Here is a 22,506-nt window from a genome sequence, read left to right as displayed (position 1 = left end):
ATAATAACATTTATCACCTGTTAAAAAAACGCTAAGCCTTATCTCGTGCTAAGATAGCGCGTTAGACCTCACAGGACGCAATGAGGTGACTTTTTAAAATCAGATTACCGACGGCTTTACGACACTTATGACGAAGAAAAAAGCACATAAACCTGGTTCGGCGACCATTGCGCTTAACAAGCGTGCTCGCCACGAGTATTTCATCGAAGAAGAATTCGAGGCTGGCCTTGCGTTGCAGGGCTGGGAAGTAAAATCGCTGCGTGCCGGGAAAGCCAATATCGGCGACAGCTACGTGATCCTGAAAGACGGTGAGGCCTTCCTGTTCGGCGCGAACTTTACGCCGCTGACCGTCGCCTCTTCACATTACGTCTGCGATCCTACCCGCACCCGTAAGCTGCTGCTGAACAAGCGCGAACTGGAATCCCTCTACGGACGTATCAACCGCGAAGGCTTCACCGTAGTTGCGCTCTCTTTGTACTGGAAAAACGCCTGGTGCAAAGTAAAAATCGGCGTGGCGAAAGGTAAGAAACAGCACGACAAGCGTACTGACCTGAAAGCACGCGAGTGGCAGCTCGACAAAGCACGTATCATGAAAAACGCAGGACGTTGATTCTGCGCACTTATTGTACTATTCAATAAGTTAGCGTTTCAGGCTGGTGTCGAGGACGAAAAATCTGGTATACTGTGTTCAACACTATTGGGGCTGATTCTGGATTCGACGGGATTTGCGAAACCCAAGGTGCATGCCGAGGGGCGGTTTGCCTCGTTAAAAGCCGCAAAAAAATAGTCGCAAACGACGAAAACTACGCTTTAGCAGCTTAATAACCTGCTAAGAGCCCTCTCTCCCTAGCTTCCGCTCTTAAGACGGGGATCAAAGAGAGGTCAAACCCAAAAGAGATCGCGTGGAAACCCTGCCTGGGGTTGAAGCGTTAAAACTAATCAGGCTAGTTCGTTAGTGGCGTGTTTGTCCGCAGCTGGCGTGCGAATGTAAAGACAAACTAAGCATGTAGTACCGAGGATGTAGAAATTTCGGACGCGGGTTCAACTCCCGCCAGCTCCACCACTTTTTAGTTGTTTGAAGTACAATGAAGTCTACTAAGCCCGCATGGAATCAGCCTTGCGGGCTTTTTTACGTCTATTGTCGTCCAGTGAGAATTGCTGAGAACTATCACATATGGCACCCTGAATGGGACCCACTAAGAAGGGTCCAAAAACCGAGGGTCCCAAAATGGCAAAAATCGCTAAGAAGCTCACTGACACTGAAATCAAAAGCACCAAACCAGCCGACAAAGAAATCAACTTGTTTGACGGAGATGGTTTGATACTACGAATCGCTCCCCTCTCGAAAGGAGGAAAGAAGAATTGGTATTTCAGGTATGCAGTGCCAGTGAGTAAAAAAAGAACCAAAATGAGCCTTGGGACCTATCCTCACCTTACACTGGCAAGAGCCAGAGCCTTACGAGATGAATACCTTTCCTTGCTTGCTAATGGCATTGATCCCCAAGTTCATAACAACGATAAAGCTAATGCCTTAAAGAATGCTACTGAACACACTCTCCAAGCCGTGGCAAGGAAATGGTTGGATGAGAAGGTAAAGACCTCTGGTATCTCACAAGACCATGCAGAAGACATCTGGCGAAGCTTGGAGAGAAATATATTTCCCGGCTTGGGTAAGGTTCCTATCAATGAGATCCGACCCAAACTCTTAAAGCAACATCTCGACCCTATTGAGCAACGAGGAGTCCTCGAAACCTTACGGCGAATCATTTCCCGATTAAATGAAATATTTCGCTGGGCCGCGACTGAAGAACTTATCGAGTTCAATCCGGCTGACAACCTTGGGCAACGGTTCAGTAAGCCTAAAAAACAGAATATGCCAGCATTACCCCCTTCCGAGTTACCCCGCTTCCTAATGGTGTTAAACAATGCCTCAGTTCGTATGGAGACAAGATTGCTGATTGAATGGCAATTGCTGACCTGGGTTCGTCCAGGGGAAGCCGTTCGTGCGAGATGGGCCGATATAGATACTGAAAAATCGATGTGGAACATCCCGGCTGAGTTTATGAAAATGAAGAAGCCTCACAAAGTTCCACTAAGCAAAGAAGCTTTGCGAGTCTTGGATTCAATGAAAGCCATCAGTGGGCACAGAGAGTGGGTTTTCCCCAGTATCAAAGCTCCACTCAATCATATGCATGAACAAACAGCGAATGCGGCCATAATCCGTATGGGCTTTGGTGGAGAGCTTGTAGCCCATGGAATGAGATCTATTGCACGAACGGCCTCAGAGGAGTCGGGTAAGTTCAGGACAGATGTCTTAGAAGCGGCCCTTGCTCACTCGAAGAAAGATGAAATAATTGCCGCATATAATCGCGCAGATTATCTTGCAGAACGAGTGGTTCTCATGCAGTGGTGGAGTGATTATGTGCAAGCTCAAAGGCTAAAAGCCATTGCAGCTTAATAATTAAAAAACACATAATAAACAAAGGTAATTACTAGGATTGCATCTCTATTTTCAACGAACAACTTAGAACCATACACCCAGCATTAACCAATTAAAGCCCTGTTTTAGCTTCTGAGATTAAGCAATAGCTGGTCAAATAATTTCAGAAGCTTTTTTTTTGATCCAAACCAAACAACACTACTTAACTCATTGTATATATTGTTTTTTTATGTTAGCAATAAATACAATGTACAGCATACATGCATATGTTGGGGCGGTAGCATTTAAATGTACAATTCTCATCCGTAAAGTTCACACAGCATTTATGAATAAGGTTGGTCTATGAGTGAAAATAAACTGTTTGATAATTATGAGATTATAGAAAGAAATCTACTAAAAACAGAATCAAATAGAAATATTCCTGAAGTAATTCTTACCCTTAAAGATGGAGAGAGTTACATTATCAAACATTGGCCAAGAAATACCTCAAGTGATGAACAAGTTCTTGAAAGTATTTGGCAACATGAATTACGACAACTACAAAGGTTAAAGGGATATCCTGGAGTAGGAGATTATATAGTAAATCCTGTTGAATCAAAAAAAACAAATGAAGGGTACTATCTTGTTTTAAATTCTGATGGTAGAGTACCTACTTCTTACTTATTGAATAAAAGAACATTATCTCTCCCAAGAAAAAGCCACTGGCTCACCCGTTTAAAAGATCCGGCAGTTAGAATCAGATTCTGGAAAAATATCTGTAGAATTACAAATGCTATTGGTTTGCTTCATGCGCAAGGGTTGTTACATCGACATTTAGATGAAAATTCAATTCTAACATATGATTATGAATCAGATGATTATAACGATTTTCAATTGACCGGCTTCGAGTGGTCAATCCGAATGCCTACACTTACCAGAGCTAAAATTGAGCCTGTTGGTGAACACGGTAAAATATCAACTTTTGCTACAGATTGGATCGATTTAGGAATTTTAATAGCAAACTTTTTAAAAATAGATATAAATGAAATTAAATCTCTGCAGTTCCCAGCAGAATACTTCATTTCTAAGTACGATCTGACAATTAGTGAAGTAGCTATAATTCGTAGTCTATTAGGAATCCAACCTATTCAGCAAAATGCTATAAAAGAACTTCTTGGTGAAAAAGATATTCTACAGTTTTTAGATGGTATAATTGATGAGCTTACTGAATTCTATAAAAAAACGAAAACTATTCATGGGTTAGCAATAAACACTAAGTATGAACAATCTGATAATACCAAAGATAAAAAAGAGCTATTTCACTGCATACAAAAAATAATCTTTGAGAAAAGTGAATTCACAATATCCAGAGATGACTCTGATATAATAAAGAGTTTCGTAAGCGAAGATTTATCAGATTCACCAGTATTATTTGTTAATACCTCAGAACACAATCGATATGATGTAGTATTGAAAGGGAAAGAACTTTTTTATGTACTAACACCATTTCAACCTGACCATCGAACGAGTGACAAAACATGGGATTTAGGTTATTCACAATATGCATATTTAGAGTTGCCAAATAGATTCTTTGGTAAAGATAATTACATTGAACTAAATAGTAATAATATATCATGTTATACTCATTACGAAGCCAGGAAATTTTTGAATAGTAATGATAACTCATTAAGCCTACTGTCTTGGGAAATGATTTTCAAAGATATAGGTAAAACTAAAAACAAAAGAAATGAAGAACATCTTCGATTATTGGAGGGCCTAACTGCCGTTCATATTACAAATATCGCATATGCAAAAGCAGAAATTTTCCCTGTAGAAAACATCAGTGAAGAAAGCGAACCAGATAATATTAGCTCATGGATCTTTAAATTCATTCCCAAATTTGACGAAACAACGGAGGAACTGTCTAAGTCGCTAAGTATCGACTCACCATCTGTCAGGCTTGAAAAGATTATAAATAGTAGTGAAAACAACGATAAGGTATCCTGGAGTTTAGTAGACAATAATGATTTCAGTAGAGTTGACGAAGAGATTCTTTTAGAGTTTTATGGCTATGAAACAGATCAAGACAATCAAGAAATATATAGCTTCATCTCTAAAAAACCTCTTCCAGAATGGAGGAATTTTTATATTGTTCCCGACTCGATTGAAGGAACTCTGCGCCAAATAACAAGACATGCAAATACATTGGATATGCTTGAAAATCATATCGAATTGATGAATGTAATTACTTCCCCTAATTCAAATCTCACAGTAAGCAATGAAGATATAATTGCAAAAGATATAATGGACTCATTGGATGAATCTAAACAAAGAGTTTTTACAAAAGTATTATCAACATTGCCAATGAACCTTGTACAAGGTCCACCGGGAGTAGGTAAAACTCACTTAGTCAAAGCAATTTCTAAATTTATCTTTAAAGAAGAACCTAATAGCAGGATACTCTTTACCGCACAGAGTCATGCAACCGTTCAACATCTATATCACGAAGTTGTCAAAGATTTACTTACTGAAAACAAACATACAAATGATCCCATAATTATTAGATGCAACAAAATATCTGGCGAAGATAATATAATATTAAACAGTGCCGATGAAACTGGATTAGAATATTTGCGGAAGTTCGTAGAAAGCCCTTTATACAAAAACTCTTCCAATCAAAGTTTAAAAAGTAATATTTCCAGTTTGCTTAAAGCTCCTCCAGTAAAGAGATACCCACTAATTAATCAACTAATTAAATCAGCAAGCTTAATATTTGCTACAACTAATTCAGATTATGTAGAGAGAATGATAAAAGAAAGAGCACAATTTGATTGGTCGATCATGGAAGAAAGTGGAAAGGTTACAGGTATAGAATTAATAAGCCCACTTTTATTATCCTACCGACGATTAATGATCGGTGATCACAATCAATTGCCACCGTATCGTTCAATTGAGTTAAGAAACATTTTAACCAATAATACAAAACTTAAAAACACCTTTGAAGAAGTTGACAGCATAAGTAATTTTAAATTAAAAAATGAACTAATGCGTAATAGTCACTTTTCATCAATAACCGATGATCAAGCAAGAGAAATAGGATTACGGGCAGCCAAATATGTAAATCTATTTGAATCTCTTATTATTGATGATGAAAGACAAGACGTAATGTATGAAAAAATAAAGGGAAAAGATTATAAAAGAAACAATAAATTATCCTCAATGCTGTCAGTCCAGCACCGTATGCATCCTCATATTGCAGAAGTGATTTCAAATGTTTTTTATAACAACAAATTAGTTACCGATAAAGATAAAGAAAGGAAGTATCTTACAGAAGATTTTCAATCAGTACTTAACTTAAAAGAGGAATCTCACCTCACAAATACACCAGCACTGGTATGGATTAGTCAACCAGATGTACAAAAAACTAAAGGTAACAGAGCAGGAGAGCATACACCAATCTGGTCAAACGAAAGTGAATGTAAGGCAATCATAGATATTCTCAAAGATTTGGACAAGAACTCCAACCCAACAAAAAAAATAAAGTTGGCAATTCTTTCTCCATACTCAAATCAAGTTAAATTAATTTCAAAGCATATTGAAATTGAAAAGAAAAAAAATCAATTCAAAACACTTTTAAATAATTACATTCCACCAGATGATAATGATGGTTATTGCCTTACTGTTGATTCGTTCCAAGGTGGCGAAGCTGATATTGTCTTAATTTCATTAGTACGAAACAATGGTAAAAGCACAATTAAGAGTGCATTAGGATTTTTATCAAATCAACGCCGTATAAATGTTTTACTTAGTAGAGCAAAGTACAAATTGATCATAGTCGGTTCATATGAACTCCTCAAGGCTTGGTCTAATCGTATATCCAGAGAGAACTCAAAAGAATATGATTTTATTCCAAGACTAACTGATAAACTGGATTTGTCTTTAAATGAGAGAAAGCTTTCATTAATTACATCAAACTTTATAACAAACAAAGGAAATAAAAATGAAAAATAAAAACATATATGTTAAAATTCCTTTTCATTATGGAGTTCATAAATTCAAAATATTTAAAGGCCATAGATGGGGAGCTTTAGATTCATTTTTTACTTCAAGAGATTAGCCTCCAACCCTATCCTATAGAAGAGCTATCATTAAAATCTAATCTTCCACAACGGCTCATAATTGAAATAATATTGCCATTTATGAAATTGGGTTGGGTTGAATTAGTTGAATTGAATTCTAAATACAACTTCAGGATTACCAGCAAAGGAAGGAGTGTTGCTAATCGTGAGGAACTCCCTTATGAAAGAGAGCCACTGGAATCTACTCGGAAGTTTTTAATAGATCCAATCACAGCAAAATGTTATCGAGTAAATGCAAGAAATCAAAACTATCAGATATATCCTACATCAAGAGCAAATGAATTACTTAAGAATAAACACTCGATATCAACAGAACTCAAAATTAAAAACCCCAAACATTCACCGTTCACATCAGACATTCTAAATTGTGTTGAAGATACTGACGAAGAGGTTATAGGGTATGAGGAAAGAGCTAATGATAGACCTTATTATCAAAATAGAACTTTTGCTATAGCACAAGTTGATGAAGCAGATAACATAACGGGTGTTCCATCTGATATCTCAAAAGAATTAGCCGCAGATATTATCGCTGCAGCTAATATGAAGCGAAGTGAAATAAATACTAATATAGACTCTCTTAGCAAGAACTCAAAAATAAGCACTTATAATACCGAGTCTTTTGAAAATAGATTTGAAGAACACTATATTAATGAAACTGAATTCCGAATAATATCAGGTTCAGACAGCCATCGAGATCATCTTATCGCGATGATCGATAAATCTGTTAGTAGAATCATTATCCATTCAACTTTTATACACTTAAAAAACTTTGAATCAATCTTTCAGAAATTAACTGATGCTGCTAAACGCGGAGTTCAAGTTGATATCTTATGGGGCCAAGAAGAACCCGATGATGAGAGAAGTATCGGAAGTTATAACCAATTTCTTGAGGGCCTTAAGTCTTATAGAGAAGAAATTATAAAGCTTGGATTAACCTCCCTTTTTACAATACATTCAAATCCAACAGGTTCTCATGCAAAGGTTATAGTATGCGATACAATGGAATTCGGATATTGTTCAACCATCGGTTCATGTAACTGGTTAGCAAGTGGATTTAATAGGTATGAATGCTCTGTTTTCGTAACAAATGATACCTTGACGACTGAAGTATTAGATATTTTGAGCATAATTTCTAAAGGAAAATCTAGAGTATCTAACAACTTAAGCAAATCTATTTCAGCCATTTCATACGAATTGAAAAAAGCTTGTGAGCATTTATCATCAGAAGATTCTGCGAACAAAAATGTAAGAATTAAAATCATCACAAAAAATGAGCATCATGATTTTGTTTTAGATGCAAGAGACAAAGCAACAAAATCAATATTTATTGCGAGTCATAGAATTAGTAATAATGCAGAAAGACCTATTTTAACTCCCTTGATAACATCAATGACAGCCAATAGCAGTCTTAATATTAACATGTATTACTCATCTCTTAGCGGAGGTATCAATTCACAGCAACTTGATGACATGAGTAACTCTTTAAGAAAAAATGGAATTACTTTAGAGAAGAAGAAGATCCTATTTCTCATGCAAAAATATTATCATGGGATAATGACAACATTTTGATCACGAGTCTTAATTGGCTTTCAGCCTCAGCTTACGGAAACCCATATGATGAGCTTGGCATCTTTATAGAAAGAAAAGATATATTTTCTTTAATTTCGCCTAATTACTGAAACAAGCTATGGGATATCTTGTAGAAAGATATCCTATTGTACTGACCTGCTCCCCGTTGATTAGTACACCCCGATGTTAGTAATGTCTTCATAAGCCACATGAGGACATCCCCATGAAGAAGCGTTTTTCCGACGAACAGATCATCAGTATTCTCCGCGAAGCCGAAGCTGGGGTACCCGCCCGTGAACTCTGCCGCAAGCATGCCATTTCCGATGCCACGTTTTACACCTGGCGTAAGAAGTATGGCGGTATGGAGGTGCCTGAAGTTAAGCGCCTGAAGTCGCTTGAGGAAGAGAACACCAGACTCAAGAAGCTGCTTGCCGAAGCCATGCTGGATAAAGAGGCGCTTCAGGTGGCTCTTGGGCGAAAGTACTGACGACAGACCAGAAGCGGGAAGCCGTGATGTTGATGTGTGATGCGACCGGTCTGTCGCAACGTCGTGCCTGCAGGCTTACAGGTTTATCCCTGTCGACCTGCCGCTATGAGGCTCACCGTCCGGCTGCTGATGCGCATTTATCAGGGCGCATCACTGAGCTGGCACTGGAGCGCAGGCGTTTTGGCTACCGTCGTATTTGGCAGTTGCTGCGCCGTGAAGGGCTTCATGTTAATCATAAGCGCGTGTACCGGCTTTATCACCTCAGTGGCCTGGGCGTAAAACGCAGAAGACGTCGTAAAGGGCTGGCAACAGAACGTCTGCCGCTGCTCCGTCCGGCGGCGCCCAATCTGACCTGGTCGATGGATTTCGTCATGGACGCACTTTCCACCGGTCGCAGGATCAAGTGTCTTACCTGCGTCGATGATTTCACAAAGGAATGCCTGACGGTCACTGTTGCCTTTGGGATTTCAGGCGTTCAGGTCACGCGTATTCTGGACAGCATTGCACTGTTTCGAGGCTATCCGGCGACGATAAGAACTGACCAGGGGCCGGAGTTCACTTGCCGTGCACTGGATCAATGGGCCTTTGAGCATGGTGTTGAGTTGCGCTTAATCCAGCCGGGCAAGCCAACGCAGAACGGATTTATTGAGAGCTTTAACGGACGATTTCGCGATGAATGTTTGAATGAGCACTGGTTCAGCGATATCGTTCATGCCAGGAAAATTATTAATGACTGGCGGCAGGATTATAACGAATGCCGCCCGCACTCCACGCTGAATTATCAGACACCGTCTGAATTTGCAGCGGGCTGGAGAAAGGGTCATTCTGAGAATGAAGATTCCGACGTTACTAACTGAGTGTTGTATCTAATCGTGGGGGCAGGTCAGTACTTATGTTATTTGCAAGGTAACTATATGACTGAAGAAATTAGCAACAGCAATAGCAATAGCAACTATCCCAATAAAGAAAAAAAATGGAAAATAATCATCAAAAATATTTTTTTCTTTATTGCATGTTTAATTGCTCTTTCAATTAGCATATTTTATCTAATCAAGAACGTAAAACATTATCTAAAACCTCTAAGCACCGATATAATCCCTGATTACATTAGCATCCTCCCTATTATTGCAGGCGGTCTTTTTATAGCACTATGGTATATTTACCGAGGTAAATCCGTTAAATCATTAAATGATGCAATATTATTTGCATCAGCAAGCTATGCTTTATATTTATTTTTATTCGATTATGAATTTTATAAAAGTTTTACAGATTTGCAGTACATTGCAGAACACCTCTATCAAATTGGTATAAAAGTTTTAATACTTATTTCAACTGTTGGTAAAACTTTAATAACAATAGTCGAATTTATAAATGACAGACATAAAGAAAACCAGGTAATAAAGCAAAAGAAATTGAATGCTGAACCCAAAAATGATGGACCTTCGGCTTCTGTTATGAATAATACACCATCAAATACTGCAATACCAGACTTAATAACTCACAATAACTTTTATTACAAATTAGTTCTATTTGTAGCGATTGGAATGACAAGTGCACCTTGGGTTTTTATTTATTTACGCGACTATATTTAACTTGATAAAGAACCCATCCTAATGAAAAAATCACTATGTAAAAATCCATCATGCCTAACCAACCAGAGTACTTCGGAAAAAAAACCAATACATTTAAATTGATTGAAGCAACAAGTGCAAGGAAAAAAGCTATCTTCATATACCCTCCTCATTATTAATAAATACAGTTATAGCAATTTCAATCTCAAAGTCAACAATCCCTCTAAATATAAGCAAGAGCTAATTTATAGAAGCGGTTGCACCGTTCTATAAAGCTCTTGCTTTTCTTGCTTCCTTTCAGTCAGACAATAAAAGAAATCAAAACAATCCATCCTATAGATTGACAAAAAACTCATTCGTTATATAAGTGATATATAAAGCATATGGATTATGCTAACTAATTAATATCATACAAAATGGAGTTTATATGCATAAGATAAATTATAGCGATGATATAGATCTATCCAAAACTTCCCGCCGTGGTAGTTTTAATAAAAGTAAAATTCCTTCAGAAGCAGTAAGAAGCTATTGTGTCAGTGTCCGATTGAATGTTGAAGAACTGCAACTCCTTAATATAAAGCGAGGCTCTTATAAAAAAGGCGAGTGGCTTCGCATGGCTTCCCTTCAAAAGTTGCCTCCTGTTATACCAACGATTAATACCAAAGCCTGGAAAGCTTTAACTGATATATCGCAAAAGCTAAATCGAATTGCGACCCATATAGATTGTAAAAGCAAGGACAGTCAGCTTACCCATACTGAATTGTTCGCTGTGAAGCGACAACTGGAAGAGCTTCGCACGAATCTTTTAAGTGACAGTATATGGAGCCTCCCGAATGAAGGGTATGCGGAAGATTCGCAGGGGTAAGAACTTTGCTGGTGTGGTCCAATACGCATTGAAACCGGGAGCACATCATAAATGCGATCCAGTCGTAATCGGGGGCAATATGCTGGGTGACACCGCCCATGAAATGATTGCAGAGTTCGATAGCACCAAGCATCTTCGCCAGGATGTCGCAAAACCAGTTTGGCACAACTCGCTTCGCTTACCTGATGGTGAATCATTATCGAATGACCAATGGGCAAGGATAGCTGACGACTACATGAAGAGAATGGGATTCAGTGATACTCATGTTCGTTGCTATGTGCTTCATGACGATCCGGCTGGTCAGCACATACACATTATCGCAAGTCGCATAGACCTCAATGGAGGGAAGCTCTACTTGGGTAGGAATGAAAACCTTATCAGCACACGGATCATTAGTGAACTCGAAATCGCTCACGGTCTGACAGTGACCAAGCCAGCCCCTTCCATTACACCAAAGCAACAGAAGCGAAGAAAAGTTTCCCGTAATGAACAGATGCTTGCAGAACGGACTGGCCTTCCCTCCCCTAAAGAAGCTCTACAACAGATACTTGATAAAAGTTTGGCAGATACACCTGATCTTTTAACTTTTATAAAACGACTGGAAGAAGCTGAAGTCGGCTGGACGGCTAACATTGCTTCTACCGGTAAGATGAACGGCTTCTCATTCGAATACCGCGATATCGCTTTCAAGGCATCCAAACTTGGAAAGGCATACTCTTGGGTAAATCTTCAAAAGCAGCTTAACTACAACCCAGATCACTTAGAAGCTCTGCGAACAACAAAGGGAGTTATCCCTGCTCCTGCTCCTGCTCCTGCTCCTGCAATAGTTTTGAAAACCGCTGAGAGAAAGGAAAGTATCGGTAAAAAAATTGCAGAACTGGAACTACGGCTCAGAGAAGACAAACGGAACGAAATCGTAGAAAAGATCCTTCAAAAGAATGCAGCCAAACAGCAAAAGCATCTCAGGCTCACCGGCTGGATTCCCTTTTTACAACGGCTCATAGAGCTTCTCAGAAAATATGGAAAGAGCATCCTCCACAAGGTTCCTACAAACTTCTCAGAAGTCTATTCAACACATCATCTGAAACCTACAAGAAAAATTCGTTTATAGACAGCTAGTTGTAAACACCTTTCGTAACCTAACTCAATTGCTTAGTAATAAATTTGTGTTTAGTCAAGAAAATATTGATCGTTATTACAGATCGATAATCTAGCTATGATAGACAATAACTATCAAGTAACAATCATCGATCGGTACAAGCAATTTTACTAAAGCGAGTCGGTCATCGAGAATCCCTACAAACAGCAGTAAATCTTCCACCCTGGGGTTGCTATGAAAAACGAAACAATTAAGTGCCCGTTCTGCTTTCAGGAGAGTCCGTTTGGTGTCCGTGTCTGCACTGGCTGTCATTCAACTATTAGATATGGAGCCGTTTCAGCCTGGTTAGCTTTACTAATAGGAATTGTGCTGTTAGCGATTGCTTTTCTTATATTCGCTATCAGTCAAAATTTTATATTAACTGTCGTTATCTATTTTGCGTCAGCAATTTCTTTAAGATTTTTTTTACGTAAGAAATTTGCACACAGAGCCGTTTTCACACATAAAAGCTAACCCTGTCCAAATATAATAAGGAAGATAAAATGAATAAATTTATTGTTACATCATTTTTTATTGCAATATTTTCAATTTCTGGCTGTTCTACATCCGGCAACCAAAAAATCAAAAATGAAACGGCACAGAGTCTACAATCAAAAATAATTAAAAACAAAACAACTAAGGCAGAGCTAGTTGCTCAACTTGGTGAGCCTGATACCAGAACGACTCTTGACGATGGCAACGAGCAATGGAGATATTTCATGTATAACAATCAGTTCAATGCCTCGACTTTTATCCCTGTTGTTGGTTTGCTAACTGGCGGTTCCCAGACTCAGTCTAAAACTCTCGAAATCGACTTCAATGGAGAAACCGTAAGCAAATGGACATTCTCTACTGATAATAACAATACAAAATCTGGCATTCTTAATTAATCGTTTCCTGGACAAGAAAATGAAAACATACTCAATTCTCGCAGTTATCCTTTCTACTTTTCTATTAACAGCCTGTAATTCAGAACCTTCTGAAAAAGATATATTTAATGTTTTTAAAAGTGTTGTAGACAGGTCAAATGCAAGTATGAAAGCTCTGAACTCAAGTATTCCCGAAAAAGATCTTTTAAGAATCGATTATGTGAAGAAAGTAAGTTGCACAGAAGAAGCAAACAATGTTTATAACTGCATTGTCGATGCCTCGATTAGCAATATGAAACAGACAAAGCCTGTTAAGCTTGTGAAAGCTGATGGTATCTGGAAAGAAATACAACAATAGAAAGCCATATTGCTTTAAAGCCCCTAATAGTAGGGGCTTTTATTTGAATATTCATTAAATATTTAGCTGTTTATTATAATTGTTACAGAAACCTTGTGCATCTTCAAGTGTAGTGTATTGAGTCGCTTCTGGACCATCATAAACATCATTAGTCCCTTCATAGTAGATAAAAATGACTTTTTTACCTTCGACTTCTTTTATCTCTGCGGTAAGTCTTTTTTGAGAGGTTTTAAAATCACCTGTTGGGAGTGGTGATTTTGAGAAGGGATTTTTTCCATAAGCCATGAGGTTGTTCTCTTATAAACCAAATGAGCTATAAGTATGATGCTATCCGTTGGGAAAATCAAACAAAAATTAGATTACTTAACAATATACAATTCTGGTTTCATTAATCGAAGTCTTTCAATCATTTCCTTAATATCAAAGAGAGTAATGTCCTTGCTATTCGCTCTGACACTAACTAATCTTATAGCTCTTTTTTGTTTGTCCAGATACTCTAAAAATTTGATGTAATCATTTCGTTTTTTCATATAGTATATTTTCATGTTAATATTCTCTTGCTCTGTTCGATACCATGCCTGCTCTTCATCCCAGAGAGTAATGTCCTCAATATTCATATAGCGGGGATAATGCACCTGAAAGCCATTTCCCAGAAGTATTTCAATACCTCGTTTCATTTTATCAATGTGGGATAAATGTATATCCCTGATATGAATGTCAGTAGACTTTATTTTGCCCCTGTGCTTCATAAATATTTCAGGATGTCCAAAATAACCCATTCCCGATAAAACATGCTCACCTTCAAAATTTAAAAGATCTGGATTAATACCTGCTTCAAACAATCGATCTATTATTTCAATTTCATAATCATAATAACCCGATTTCCACAGTGCGGTTTTACCAACGAAATTTCGGTGGTTGATATCAACACCATTTTTAATCAACCAGTTCACTTCATCAACGCTTGTAGCTTCAAATAAAAGAGTCTGGTCAAGCATCCCCCTATGTGTAGAAAGTGGTAAAACCTCTGGCTCTAACTCTAACCATTCTGTTCTTATCATAATTAATCCTGCAAAAATATTATCGTTTTCTTTTATTTAGCGCGAAAAAAGATAATATTCAAATAAATTACAGATTTATATTTATAATAATTAAAGCCGCAAATTTCTAACTTTTACAACTTCGTGAGTAATTTCTTTCTCTATAACTCTCATTTCATACTGAGCTTTAAAAATTGTATAGATTTCTTCTGCTTTTTCTTGATTGTTGTCAATATAGTTCACGAGAGAGTTTAGCTCTCTGATAACAGCCTCCTTATTGTTCAATCGCTGCAACAAAGTACTTGTAAGGCATTTGTATACAGAACTGAACATCGTCATAATGTTGTCTATGTTACGATTAGAGCGAATGTATAGCTGTCTTGGGTAGAAATACTTTAAATGATAGCCAACAAAAAGCAGGTATAGCTGGTATGAGAAACTTTTATCGCCTGGCTGGTATCTTTTTGAGATATACTTATCGACAATAATGATAAGTTGCTCTTCTAGAGTAAACTCTAGATTGATGATGTTTTTGTCCATAAAATGCATCCTTGCATAATGAAATAGTCTTCCTGACCATATGTTTATATTTATCTCATTTATTTAACTTGTCAATAGGTGTAACCTATCAACTATTATTTTTTATTAAATGGTCTATTCAATTGTTCCATAGTGAGACCATGTCTGTAAGCATTATACTGCCAATAGCTAAATTGCTCTTTGTATCTATTGTTCTGTTTTTTCAACATTTCGTTTTCGGCTTTAAGGTTTATTATTTGTTGTGCCGCAATAGTTAAGTTAGCTGGTTTCTTTAGACCAGATTTTTTCAAATTGGACAAACTTTTCTTTATTCTATATGCTTCAACAACTTCATCATGAGCACTTAAAGATTGCCTTGTGATAGTTCTGTTTAGATTCTTATACACTGATTCACATAAATCACTCCATGTGATTTTACCGTCCCAAGTCAGTATAATGTGTTTAATTGCTTTTATTTCACTCCTGTTCAAATGTTTTGCCATAAGTATCTCCTGTTTTTGACCTGCCCCCACGATTAGATACAACACTCAGTTAGTAACGTCGGAATCTTCATTCTCAGAATGACCCTTTCTCCAGCCCGCTGCAAATTCAGACGGTGTCTGATAATTCAGCGTGGAGTGCGGGCGGCATTCGTTATAATCCTGCCGCCAGTCATTAATAATTTTCCTGGCATGAACGATATCGCTGAACCAGTGCTCATTCAAACATTCATCGCGAAATCGTCCGTTAAAGCTCTCAATAAATCCGTTCTGCGTTGGCTTGCCCGGCTGGATTAAGCGCAACTCAACACCATGCTCAAAGGCCCATTGATCCAGTGCACGGCAAGTGAACTCCGGCCCCTGGTCAGTTCTTATCGTCGCCGGATAGCCTCGAAACAGTGCAATGCTGTCCAGAATACGCGTGACCTGAACGCCTGAAATCCCAAAGGCAACAGTGACCGTCAGGCATTCCTTTGTGAAATCATCGACGCAGGTAAGACACTTGATCCTGCGACCGGTGGAAAGTGCGTCCATGACGAAATCCATCGACCAGGTCAGATTGGGCGCCGCCGGACGGAGCAGCGGCAGACGTTCTGTTGCCAGCCCTTTACGACGTCTTCTGCGTTTTACGCCCAGGCCACTGAGGTGATAAAGCCGGTACACGCGCTTATGATTAACATGAAGCCCTTCACGGCGCAGCAACTGCCAAATACGACGGTAGCCAAAACGCCTGCGCTCCAGTGCCAGCTCAGTGATGCGCCCTGATAAATGCGCATCAGCAGCCGGACGGTGAGCCTCATAGCGGCAGGTCGACAGGGATAAACCTGTAAGCCTGCAGGCACGACGTTGCGACAGACCGGTCGCATCACACATCAACATCACGGCTTCCCGCTTCTGGTCTGTCGTCAGTACTTTCGCCCAAGAGCCACCTGAAGCGCCTCTTTATCCAGCATGGCTTCGGCAAGCAGCTTCTTGAGTCTGGTGTTCTCTTCCTCAAGCGACTTCAGGCGCTTAACTTCAGGCACCTCCATACCGCCATACTTCTTACGCCAGGTGTAAAACGTGGCATCGGAAATGGCATGCTTGCGGCAGAGTTCACGGGCGGGTACCCCAGCTTCGGCTTCGCGGAGAATACTGATGATCTGTTCGTCGGAAAAACGCTTCTTCATGGGGATGTCCTCATGTGGCTTATGAAGACATTACTAACATCGGGGTGTACTAATCAACGGGGAGCAGGTCATTTTAATTATTCAAAAGCTTATTAATTCTTTCCAAATTTTTTTCATGGTGTTGCAACCATTTGTCTGCACCATAATCACCATTTTCATAAGCGATCTGAGTTATTCTCTTTAATTGCATTACTTTCTCTCGGACAGATTGCAGCCTAATTCTATCTACTGAGTTAAAGTCCGGTGTTTCATTATCACATTCAATAAGATGATTAATTTTTGTACAAGGCTTGATTAAATAGTTATGTACACAGTAACCAAATTCAGTTAAGTGTATTGCACCTTGATTAAGGTTATCAAAATCAATTGTCAATTCATTTGTGGGTATTGACTCCCTTTGACAGTAATTACTCCTATTCAATTTAATAGCTTTGATTTTATCTAACATATCTTCTTCTGACACATGGTTATAAACTCTGTTCTGATTCGCATTGATACGACCAGACCATTTAGCTATATCCAGTTCAGACATTTCACCATAATGGGCTATTGTGTTTAAAAGGTGCCGTGGCTGGTGTGAGCGAATAAGTAGTGGTTTACCTTCATCATCATAATACCCATATCGGGAAAATATATTTTTATAATTCATCTCATAGCTTTTTTTTCTTTGTATGTCACTGAAAAAGAAACTTTTAGTAGGTTTGTAAAATGTGAAAATTGAAGTCATTCTTGATAAAGAAAATTGATCAGTATTGAGCAAGCATAAAGCATTACTAAATTTTATGGATTTTTCTTTATCATACCATGGAAAATCTCTGCTAAAATTAGAACTAATAATTTCCCACAAATTACTCAATGAATAGTTGTAATCATTGTGGTTTAAGAAACTTTTCCCACCATCCAAACTCGTTCTTTTAATTTTTAAAACACATGATTTATGATCAAATAAATTATACCCCAGTGCATGGCAAACTTGTACAACGGTCAATTTAGCTTTTTCATCAACTGTTGGGCAAAGCTCATGTCGGTAAAATTTATCCGGGTACTTTTCGCACCAGTGAGCAAGTGCTCTTGCATTTTGTGATAAGGAAAGTAATCTTCTAATCGCTTTCTTTGCAACTGGTATCATAACCCGTGGAATCCATTTGATATTAGGGCCATACCCTTTTACCGAATAAAATCTCAAACCATATCTTTCGATACCCTTGCCATCTATTTGTGTAATCTCACAATCAGCAGGTAAGGCTAAAATTTCAGAAATTCTGCTCGGACAACAAAGTAGAAGTGCAAATACTGAACTGGTGAACATATCCCTTGGACTCAGTAACTCATCATTTTGAGAAAAAATATCAGCAATAGCGAGCAATGCTTCTTCATCTGGTAACTTATCGCTTCGGTGATAATCCTCAATCTCAGGAAGATAATTGTTTTTGACTTTCTGTTTTACATGGTTTTTCCATGAGATATATCCTGACTTCACAAGATTATGTTCACACAGAAACTTTGATATTTTTTCAAGCTGTATTCCACATTTAGCCAAAACGTTACCTTCAAAATATTTACTCCCGATCTGCATTGCCTCATCGAAAACAACGGCTGTAACATTATAAATGAGACCAGTTTTCTGAACCTGCAAAAGGGCCTGTTCGAGACATCGCAAGGCCATCATAATAACCCCATAATTTTTTAATGGTTTCAATGTGTGTTGATATCTGATATATGCTTTCGCAAAATTGATATAATCTTCGTGCATTGCATCAATGGAATCAAAGATTTTATTTCCAATCCCTATTTTTCTAAATGTGACATATCCTTTCCAGGCATACTGCTCCCAATCCTGAGTTTGGGTTAGTCCGGGCAGTTGATAGCGACAAAATTTTATGAACTCATTATAATTTTCTTCTACAAGAATATGTTTTTTTGATTTGAACAAAATAATATTATTCATAGTTGATTCACCTCACTGCGATCAATCGGAATAAAAAACATACATTGATTGCAAGGAAATCCTGAATTCTGACTCTGGCATCTACTTGAAGAAAAAAATTTGAAATGACTACTCTTTTTCGATTTGATTCCGTTCATAAAAATATCAGCGACAAATGACAATTGTTCTGAAACAGCGGAATCAATCCTTTCAACACTGTCAGCATGATTTTTAATATAAATCCCCGCACTTGAAGTAGATGAATGATCCAATAATTCAGCTATAGTATTAACATTATGCCCATTCTTAGCCAGCATAGTTGCTATTGTATAACGAAGCCTACGAGGAGTAATATTTAGTATCGAACCGGTACGGTTGGATATTACATTCCCATTATTAACAATACTTTTCAATGCTACATTAGCAATTGTAGGCTTCGCATATAATTTATTATATTCCAGAAGAATTGAACCTGTTATGGATAAATCTGAGAGTTTTTCCTCATTTAAGAAAATAGGAACTTCTCGTTTAGAATAATCATCAAGAGTTTTTCCAAGAGCTTGCTCAACAAGTTTCACTGATTGATTAGCTTGCAATTGAACAATTGATGCAACCTCTGATATTATTGCAAGTTCTCGATATCGTAGTTCTTTACCCCGTTGTTTTACTCGTGGCACTGAAATTACATATTCTACTTTGCCATTATCTAAGTTCTTTTGAAGAAGGTCTTTATATTTCAACATAACTAACTGCTGAGGTCTTCTACCTGTAAGACTGATCAATAGTGATATTGCATAATGTGGCAGTGACAGTTCACCTTTTCTATATGCATGATTCATAGCCTTAATCAAAGAAGTATGTTCTTCTTTATTTAATGGTCCCTCTGTTGGATCATCTTGAAGCACAGACTGACCAGATTTTTTTATTTTTAGGTCCAAATGCTTTAACAGTTCTACCGCACTTTCATCTATTCCCGGATATCCTAACTCAAACCATTTAATCAAAAATGGTCGTAAAACGCGAAATGATGCTGAGGCTTTTGATAATTTCTTATTTTGATATTCAATTAGAACCTTATCATCAATATGAGTAGGAGATAGTTTACGGATAAGACTCTCCATATTTCTAACAATATTTTTCACATACAAATAGCTGTTGCTATTAAAATAATATTGTACTGTATATACAAACCCACAAACCAAATTTTCGTTCATAGCATATATTAAGTTTGTAAGATTGATTCCGTTATTTTCAATCGAACTGACGATTTTATGTTCATGCAAAGACATTTTATCAGATTTATTTTTAATTAAATTATTCATCAAATTCTCCTTTGAATAGTTGCTCTTGTTGTTCAAGTGCAGTTTTTTTCGATAGCTCATAAATATGCCTGCGATTATAAATCATTGAAGTTTCTGAACCCGGTCGCCATCCCATGAGATAAGAACGGATTTGTTGCTCTTTTTCATCGGATATGTCCTGATTCTTGTCTATTGCTTTCGAAAACTCATAATTCCATGTATGTCTGAGTTTGTGACCTGTCAATCCCCCTAGAAGTGAGGAGGATTGACGAACAACACTCACCACTTTGTGATATGAAGAAAATGAAATAGGTTGCCCTTGAGTTTTTCCTTCCTTATAAGTAATAAACAGGAAATCATGTTTGTTAGAATTTTTTATGTTTCTTCGATCATTCAGAATATAATCTGAAATTTCAAACATGAGCTTTTTATCAGCAATTAATTTCCTCTCACAAGTTTTAACTAAAGGCTGATACACTCGCGGATCTGTTTTATCATTTGCTCTTCTTCTTATTGCAATTGTCGATTCTGCAAAATCTATATCACCAATTCGCAGATTCAAAAGTTCACCTGCTCTCAGGCCAAAGCAGTGTAATAGCAGGAATATTAGATTGTTTCTTTTTTGCACTTTTTCTGAAAAAGGATTTAATTTGCTACCCGGTGCAAGAATGCTAAACAAAGAATCCAATTGTTCATTATTTAAACTTTTTTCTATATCCATATTATATTTATCATTATTTCTCGGTTTCTTTCGTTTTATGTTGTTTATGAAATCTAAAATATATTTGAGAGTATCCTTCTGTCCTGTATGAGAAAGATGTATTTTGCACAGCCATTCCAGATAGTTAGCTATGGTTGTTATCCGAAAGTACTTAGTTGGTTTTTTGACATTTGAACTTCTAAAATTATCATTCTCGCCATCTCGAAAATTGAATGAAGTGAATTCGATCAAATCTTCAATTTCATGAGGAGCCAGAAATATCCTTTTCTGAATTCTTTCATCAATATTGATATTTTTTCTCATAAAGAATCGATATAACAATGAAATGCTCCCAGCGATAACCTTCATTGTTGATATAGACTCTGACCGATTCCTGACTTGTGTTGTTATATACAAGTTTGGATAATACAATGGCTCACCAGTATCTTTATTTACAACATGACAATATCTCTCACCATTTTCGAACATAAAAGAATCCACACAAATACTGCACATATTTTCCTCCTAAACTTTACAAAAAGTATAATTCCAATATATTAATAATAAGCATTTCGTAGATTTACAAATTTATTTGGATCGATTAAGATATTTATTTAAATTAAAACAGTGAATCGCCACGGATAATCTAGACACTTCCTAGCCGTTGATAATACTGGTTTTCATATTCTGTCGGTGACATCTGATCGCTGGAACCATGCCGACGCTTACTGTTATAAAACATTTCGATGTAATCAAAAATATCGCTGCGGGCTTCTTCCCGCGTTCCGTAGCTCTTTTTCTTTATCCGTTCGCGTTTCAACAACTGGAAAAAGCTTTCTGCAACCGCATTATCATGGCAGTTACCGCGACGGCTCATGCTGCCCTCCAGGCCGTGTGATTTCAGGAACGACTGCCACTCATGGCTTGTGTACTGACTGCCCTGATCCGAATGAACCAGCACCTGTTTTTGGGGATTACGGCGCCATACAGCCATCAGCAGTGCGTTCAGGACAATGTCCTTTGTCATCCGGGATTGCATGGACCAGCCGATAATTTTGCGTGAGAACAGATCAACAACCACGGCAAGATACAGCCAGCCTTCGTGGGTCCTGATGTAGGTTATGTCCGTTACCCAACGCTTATCCGGAGCATCCGGATTGAACTGTCGCTGGAGCCTGTTGGGCGACACGATACTGGCCTCGCCTTTACGTGCCCGCGGGCTCCGGTATCCGACCTGAGCCTTTATCCCGACACGTTTCATCAGTCGCCAGACTCTGTTCACTCCGCACTGTTGCCCGCTGTCCCGCAGATCCAGATGGATTTTGCGATAACCATAGACGCATCCCGATTCCAGCCAGAACTGTTTAATCTGTCCTGTCAGTCTCAGGTCTGCCTGATGGCGTTGTGAATGCGGCTGCTGAAGCCAGGCGTAAAAACCACTGGGATGAACATCCAGCACCCGACAGAGCAGGCGAACAGGCCAGCAACAGGTGTTGTCACGGATAAAGGCGTACCTCAGTCGGACAGCTTTGCGAAGTACGCCGCGGCTTTTTTTAATATGTCCCGTTCGTCGGTAACCCGCTTCAGCTCTTTCTGGAGACGGCGGATCTCGGCCTGAGCATCTGACTGTTCTTTATTAGCGGAAGAATCCGGACCGTACTTCTTTATCCAGGCGTAAAGGCTGTGGGTGGTGATATCGAGACGTGTTGCAACGCTGGCAACAGAATAACCGCGATCAACAACCTGTTTGACTGCTTCAGTTTTAAACTCTTCGGGATAACGCTTACCGCTCATGGGCACCTCTCTTTAAGCCATCTTAAATGACTCTGAGGTGTCTGTTAAACCCGTGGCGATTCACAGTGAGATAGACGATTATTCTTGTCAAATTATCATCTGGTAGATCTAGTTAACATTATGTACACCTAATACTTCGAA

At 38.2% G+C, this 22,506-nt stretch carries 19 protein-coding genes and 1 other RNA gene; 11 read left to right on the top strand and 9 right to left on the bottom strand.

All coding sequences use genetic code 11. From position 1 onward, the window contains the following. Positions 1 to 127 precede the first annotated feature (127 nt). From smpB to RHN82_RS15345, 11 genes are all read left to right on the top strand, one after another. The gene (gene smpB, locus RHN82_RS15395) at positions 128 to 610 is read left to right on the top strand and encodes an SsrA-binding protein SmpB (protein ID WP_003863115.1); all 483 of its coding nucleotides are present in this window, start codon (positions 128 to 130) and stop codon (positions 608 to 610) included. An 89-nt stretch (positions 611 to 699) separates the two neighbouring features. Beyond that, positions 700 to 1,063, top strand: a transfer-messenger RNA (tmRNA) gene (ssrA, locus tag RHN82_RS15390). Between the two features lie 165 nt (positions 1,064 to 1,228). After that, positions 1,229 to 2,458 carry an integrase domain-containing protein gene (locus RHN82_RS15385; protein WP_001549544.1) on the top strand — a complete coding sequence of 410 codons (1,230 nt, stop codon included), beginning with the start codon at positions 1,229 to 1,231 and terminating at the stop codon, positions 2,456 to 2,458. 324 nt (positions 2,459 to 2,782) lie between these two features. Further along, positions 2,783 to 6,430, top strand: coding sequence for an AAA domain-containing protein (locus tag RHN82_RS15380; RefSeq protein WP_310398365.1), 3,648 nt, complete (start codon positions 2,783 to 2,785; stop codon positions 6,428 to 6,430). A gap of 188 nt (positions 6,431 to 6,618) precedes the next feature. After that, on the top strand, positions 6,619 to 8,127 hold the full coding sequence (locus tag RHN82_RS15375) for a phospholipase D-like domain-containing protein (protein ID WP_310399365.1): 1,509 nt from the start codon (positions 6,619 to 6,621) through the stop codon (positions 8,125 to 8,127). A gap of 223 nt (positions 8,128 to 8,350) precedes the next feature. Next, positions 8,351 to 9,471, top strand: a protein-coding gene (locus RHN82_RS15370) for an IS3-like element ISSen4 family transposase (protein ID WP_085950818.1) whose coding sequence is annotated in 2 segments (ribosomal slippage) — positions 8,351 to 8,609 and positions 8,609 to 9,471 — 1,122 coding nt in all. Because the reading frame shifts where the segments join, the coding sequence is not laid out codon by codon here. Between the two features lie 57 nt (positions 9,472 to 9,528). After that, the gene (locus RHN82_RS15365; protein WP_009308466.1) at positions 9,529 to 10,206 is read left to right on the top strand and encodes a hypothetical protein; all 678 of its coding nucleotides are present in this window, start codon (positions 9,529 to 9,531) and stop codon (positions 10,204 to 10,206) included. A 406-nt stretch (positions 10,207 to 10,612) separates the two neighbouring features. Then, positions 10,613 to 11,050 (top strand): hypothetical protein, encoded by a 438-nt coding sequence (locus RHN82_RS15360; protein ID WP_001549549.1) that lies wholly within the window; start codon positions 10,613 to 10,615, stop codon positions 11,048 to 11,050. Further along, positions 11,019 to 12,161 carry a relaxase/mobilization nuclease domain-containing protein gene (locus RHN82_RS15355; protein ID WP_063157461.1) on the top strand — a complete coding sequence of 381 codons (1,143 nt, stop codon included), beginning with the start codon at positions 11,019 to 11,021 and terminating at the stop codon, positions 12,159 to 12,161. The genes RHN82_RS15360 and RHN82_RS15355 overlap by 32 nt, the downstream gene beginning before the upstream one ends. A 530-nt stretch (positions 12,162 to 12,691) precedes the next feature. Then, a complete protein-coding gene (locus RHN82_RS15350; RefSeq protein ID WP_001549551.1) occupies positions 12,692 to 13,078 on the top strand; it encodes a hypothetical protein in 387 nt (128 codons plus the stop codon). Positions 13,079 to 13,097: 19 nt separating this feature from the next. Continuing rightward, positions 13,098 to 13,415, top strand: coding sequence for a hypothetical protein (locus RHN82_RS15345; protein WP_001549552.1), 318 nt, complete (start codon positions 13,098 to 13,100; stop codon positions 13,413 to 13,415). Positions 13,416 to 13,469: 54 nt separating this feature from the next. On the opposite strand, the gene RHN82_RS15340 is transcribed toward RHN82_RS15345, so the two are convergent. The 9 genes from RHN82_RS15340 to RHN82_RS15300 form a co-directional block, all read right to left on the bottom strand. Further along, positions 13,470 to 13,700 (bottom strand): hypothetical protein, encoded by a 231-nt coding sequence (locus RHN82_RS15340; RefSeq protein WP_001549553.1) that lies wholly within the window; start codon positions 13,698 to 13,700, stop codon positions 13,470 to 13,472. 74 nt (positions 13,701 to 13,774) lie between these two features. Then, the gene (locus tag RHN82_RS15335; protein ID WP_001549554.1) at positions 13,775 to 14,476 is read right to left on the bottom strand and encodes an ankyrin repeat domain-containing protein; all 702 of its coding nucleotides are present in this window, start codon (positions 14,474 to 14,476) and stop codon (positions 13,775 to 13,777) included. Between the two features lie 90 nt (positions 14,477 to 14,566). Next, a complete protein-coding gene (locus RHN82_RS15330) occupies positions 14,567 to 14,995 on the bottom strand; it encodes a hypothetical protein (protein WP_001549555.1) in 429 nt (142 codons plus the stop codon). 95 nt (positions 14,996 to 15,090) lie between these two features. After that, positions 15,091 to 15,477: a hypothetical protein gene (locus RHN82_RS15325; RefSeq protein ID WP_001062149.1), complete on the bottom strand. Its 387-nt coding sequence runs from the start codon at positions 15,475 to 15,477 to the stop codon at positions 15,091 to 15,093. 45 nt (positions 15,478 to 15,522) lie between these two features. Then, positions 15,523 to 16,643 (bottom strand): IS3-like element ISSen4 family transposase gene (locus RHN82_RS15320; RefSeq protein WP_085950818.1). Its coding sequence is split into 2 segments (ribosomal slippage): positions 15,523 to 16,385 and positions 16,385 to 16,643, totalling 1,122 coding nucleotides; the frame shifts between segments, so codons are not numbered across the junction. Between the two features lie 73 nt (positions 16,644 to 16,716). Beyond that, positions 16,717 to 18,591, bottom strand: a complete 1,875-nt coding sequence (locus RHN82_RS15315; protein ID WP_059347504.1) for a hypothetical protein — start codon at positions 18,589 to 18,591, stop codon at positions 16,717 to 16,719. After that, positions 18,588 to 19,892, bottom strand: a complete 1,305-nt coding sequence (locus tag RHN82_RS15310; RefSeq protein ID WP_008322896.1) for a tyrosine-type recombinase/integrase — start codon at positions 19,890 to 19,892, stop codon at positions 18,588 to 18,590. The genes RHN82_RS15315 and RHN82_RS15310 overlap by 4 nt, the downstream gene beginning before the upstream one ends. Next, positions 19,885 to 21,087, bottom strand: coding sequence for a site-specific integrase (locus tag RHN82_RS15305; RefSeq protein ID WP_008322898.1), 1,203 nt, complete (start codon positions 21,085 to 21,087; stop codon positions 19,885 to 19,887). Before RHN82_RS15305 ends, RHN82_RS15310 begins: the two co-directional genes overlap by 8 nt. A gap of 130 nt (positions 21,088 to 21,217) precedes the next feature. Beyond that, positions 21,218 to 22,365, bottom strand: a protein-coding gene (locus RHN82_RS15300) for an IS3 family transposase (RefSeq protein WP_088581786.1) whose coding sequence is annotated in 2 segments (ribosomal slippage) — positions 21,218 to 22,128 and positions 22,128 to 22,365 — 1,149 coding nt in all. Because the reading frame shifts where the segments join, the coding sequence is not laid out codon by codon here. Positions 22,366 to 22,506 lie beyond the last annotated feature (141 nt).

Source organism: Enterobacter cloacae complex sp. EB5 (assembly GCF_031432835.1).
GTDB classification, from domain to species: Bacteria; Pseudomonadota; Gammaproteobacteria; order Enterobacterales; family Enterobacteriaceae; genus Enterobacter; species Enterobacter hormaechei_C.
This window is presented reverse-complemented; position numbering and strand designations above follow the sequence as displayed.